We start from the raw sequence: 3,209 nt of genomic DNA on the forward strand, positions 1-3,209 counted from the left end.
AAACGGGCGCGAGGTGCGGATCGCGGTTCATCAGTTCGAGGTAGCGGGTGAGCTGCTCGTCGCCGTCGATATCACCACGTCGCTTGAGCTCGACGGCCACCGACGCGCCCTTCTCGTCGCGGGCGAGGATGTCAACGGGGCCGATCGCCGTCATGTACTCCCGGCGCACGAGGGTGTGGCCGTCGCCGAGCAGTTCGATCTGCTCGGCCAGGAGCTTCTGCAGGTGGGCCTCAACGCCGTCCTTCTGCAGGCCGGGGTCGATGCCGAGTTCGTGCGCCGAATCGTGCAGCACCTCGTAGATCGAGACGATCAGCATGTCGCCGGTCTTTGCGTGGGTGACCTTCCAGGTCTCCGTGACGCCGGCATCCGTCTGGGGCGCGTCGGGCTCACCGATGGTGAGCGTGCACGGCGGACTCATCCAGTTGAGCGGCTTGTAGCTGCCGCCGTCGGAGTGGACGAGGAGGCTGCCGTCGCTCTTCACCATCAGCAGGCGGGTGGCCAGCGGCAGGTGTGCCGAGAGTCGTCCGGCATAGTCAACGGAACACTTCGCAATCACCAAACGCACTCGAGAAGTGTAGCCCGGCCGGGAGGCCTCTCCGGACGAACGGTCAGGACGCCGGCCGTGACGCCAGCTTCGCTTTCCGTTCGCGGGCGGCGGGCGACGCGAGCCCCGAGAGCACCACGAGTACAAGCACAACGAAGAGCGCGTTGAGGAGGCCGATCTGGTCGCCGAGAAGGCCGATGACGGGCGGCCCGACGAGGAAGGCAAGGTAGCCGATCATGGCGACGGCGCTCACTCGCGCAGCGGCGTTCGGCCCCTCGGCTGCCGCGGACATTCCGAGCGGGAAGCCCAGGGCGCTCCCGAGCCCCCACAGCACGGTGCCGATAACGACGATCCACAGCTCGGGGCCGAGGATGAACACGAGCAGCCCGATCGCCGCCGAAACCGCGGAGACCTGAAGGACGACGACGCGGCCGAAACGATCGACGAGCGGACCGCCGGCCACCCGCCCGACCGTCATCGCCGAGACAAAGACGCCGAAGACGATCGCTCCCGTTGGTTCAGACTGGCCGTGCCCTTCGACGGTTGCGAGGGCGAGCCAGTCTGTGGCGCTACCTTCCGCGAATGCCATTCCGAGCATGATGACGCCGATGAGAATGAGCCTGACATCCGCCCACACCGCGAGATTTGCCCGCAGCCGAGCCTTCCAGTCCTGCTTGTGCGAAGACGTGGTTGTCGTGTCACCGAGGTTCTCTCGAATCGGCACATATCTCACGGCGATCACAACAGCGAGGGCGATGAGCGCTGCCATCGCAACGGCGTGCCAGACCACTGAGATTTCCAGAGCGGATGCCGCGGCGCCGATTCCAGCACCGAGGACGGTTCCGACGCTGAAGAACGCGTGCATGAGGGGGAGCACTGTCTTGCCCAACTCGGTCTCGGCGGCGGCACCCTCGACGTTCATCATCACGTCGACACTTCCGTTGCCGAAGCCGAACAGGGCGAGGCCGAGGAAGACGAGCGGGGGCGAGAACACGACACCGGCGCCGATGCCGATGAGGACGAGCCCGACCGCGACGCAGGTCAGCGAAAAGACCATGCCGGTGCGGGCGCCAAACCGAGCCATGAGCGCCGCGGAGGCCATGAGTCCGAGGATCGAGCCAGCGCTCATGCCCAGGATGAGGAGTCCGATCGATCCGGTTGAGACATCCAGGTTTTGCTTGATCTCGGGCAGTCGCGCCGCCCACGTGGCGATGCTCAGGCCGGAGAGGGTGAAGATCACGAAGATCGCGTTGCGCCAGGCGAGAAGTTCGTGGCGCGGGCGGACGGCTGGGGAGAGCGAAGGCATGGATTTCCGGTGATCTGAGTGAGGGCGGGAAGCGAGGGGATCCAGAAATCGAATCGATTCGATCCCGCGCTTCGCCTAAGCTAACGCGAGAGAAGACCCGCGGTCAAGGGCACCAGGCCCGCAAGCCCACCATCTCGCCCGAACGAGAGAACGAATGACCCAGCAGCCACCGGCATCCGCCTCGATGCCCCACGCGGGGCGTCCAACGCTCGCCGCCGTTGCCGCGCGAGCCGGAGTCTCGCCATCGACCGCATCGCTCGCGTTCAGCGGGCAGGGACCGGTCTCTGACTCGACTCGGGAGAAAGTGCTCGCTGCAGCGAAGGAGCTGGACTATGGCGGGCCCGACCCTCTCGCCCAGTCGCTGCGCCGGGGGCGAAGCGGCATCATTGGCGCGCTCATCCCCGCCCGCATCGGTGTCTCCTTTCGTGACCCTGTGCTCATTCAGACACTTGACGGCCTCGCCGAGGAGATCTCGTCGATCGGTGCCGGCCTCCTGCTGCTGCCCGACCTCGGCGAAGGCGTCGTGAGCGTCACAACGGCGCCTGTTGACGCCGTTGTGCTCGTCGGCTGCAATGCGGACGCGCTCGACATACTTGAGGCGCTGCGACGCCGCAACATCCCGATCGTGCAGATCGAGGGCCCCGGTGACAACGGCGTGCACACGGTGAGCGTCGACAACCGTGGCGGCACCCGGCAGCTGGCACAGCACCTCAAGGACCTCGGCCACTCCCGGGTTGCCCTCGTCACCCTGAGCCTGGACCGGGACCGGAGGTTCGCACCCCTCACTCCTGACCGTGAGGCCGGAGCCACCATCACAACGACCCTTGACCGGATCGCCGGGGCCCGTGATGTCTACCCGGACGTCTCCGGGATGATCGCCGCGGGCAGCCGCAGTGATGCCGGCCGTGAGGCTGCACTCGCGCTTCTCGACGTGGCGCCGGATGCCCGACCAACCGCGATTCTCGCGCAGAGCGACCTGCTCGCCGCTGGGGTGATCGCCGCGGCTGAGGAACTCGGTCTCCGTGTGCCAGAGGACCTCAGCGTTGTCGGCTTTGACGGCATCCGTGTCGATGGTCTTGAGCGCCGGCTCACGACAGTGTGGCAGCCATCACACGACAAGGGTGCTGCCGCTGGGCGAGCCGTCGCCGAGATGCTTGCCGGGCACTCGCCCGATCCCGCCCGATTCGGTGTGCTGTTCCAGCCGGGTGATACGTCGGGCCCGCCTCAGGCTTGGCCCTGGTCGCGCTCGCGGTCGAGTTTCATGATGGCCAGAATTCGGCGGAGGTCCATCGCAACAGCCGCGACCGGAGTGAGTTTCGATGGCGCGCTGTCGCGGTCGGCATCGATGTCGGCGATGAG

General features: G+C 66.7%; 3 protein-coding genes. 1 reads left to right on the forward strand and 2 read right to left on the reverse strand.

The annotated features are described in order from the left end of the window. Together nucS and AC062T_RS13985 are read right to left on the reverse strand one after the other, a co-directional pair. Positions 1-565, reverse strand: a 565-nt coding sequence (nucS, locus tag AC062T_RS13980; RefSeq protein ID WP_476031028.1) for an endonuclease NucS, incomplete at its 3' end; no start/stop codon positions are given. A 43-nt stretch (positions 566-608) separates the two neighbouring features. Continuing rightward, positions 609-1,850, reverse strand: a complete 1,242-nt coding sequence (locus tag AC062T_RS13985; RefSeq protein WP_476031030.1) for an MFS transporter — start codon at positions 1,848-1,850, stop codon at positions 609-611. 154 nt (positions 1,851-2,004) lie between these two features. Here AC062T_RS13985 and AC062T_RS13990 point away from each other — a divergent pair. Continuing rightward, positions 2,005-3,209: LacI family DNA-binding transcriptional regulator (locus AC062T_RS13990; protein WP_476031032.1), on the forward strand; the 1,205-nt coding region annotated here is incomplete at its 3' end.

Source organism: Homoserinimonas sp. (assembly GCF_056262345.1).

Coding starts and splice junctions, on each gene's coding strand:
- AC062T_RS13985 (WP_476031030.1), bottom strand. CDS start 1,850: ATGCCTTCGCTCTCCCCAGCCGTCCGCCCGCGCCACGAACTTCTCGCC.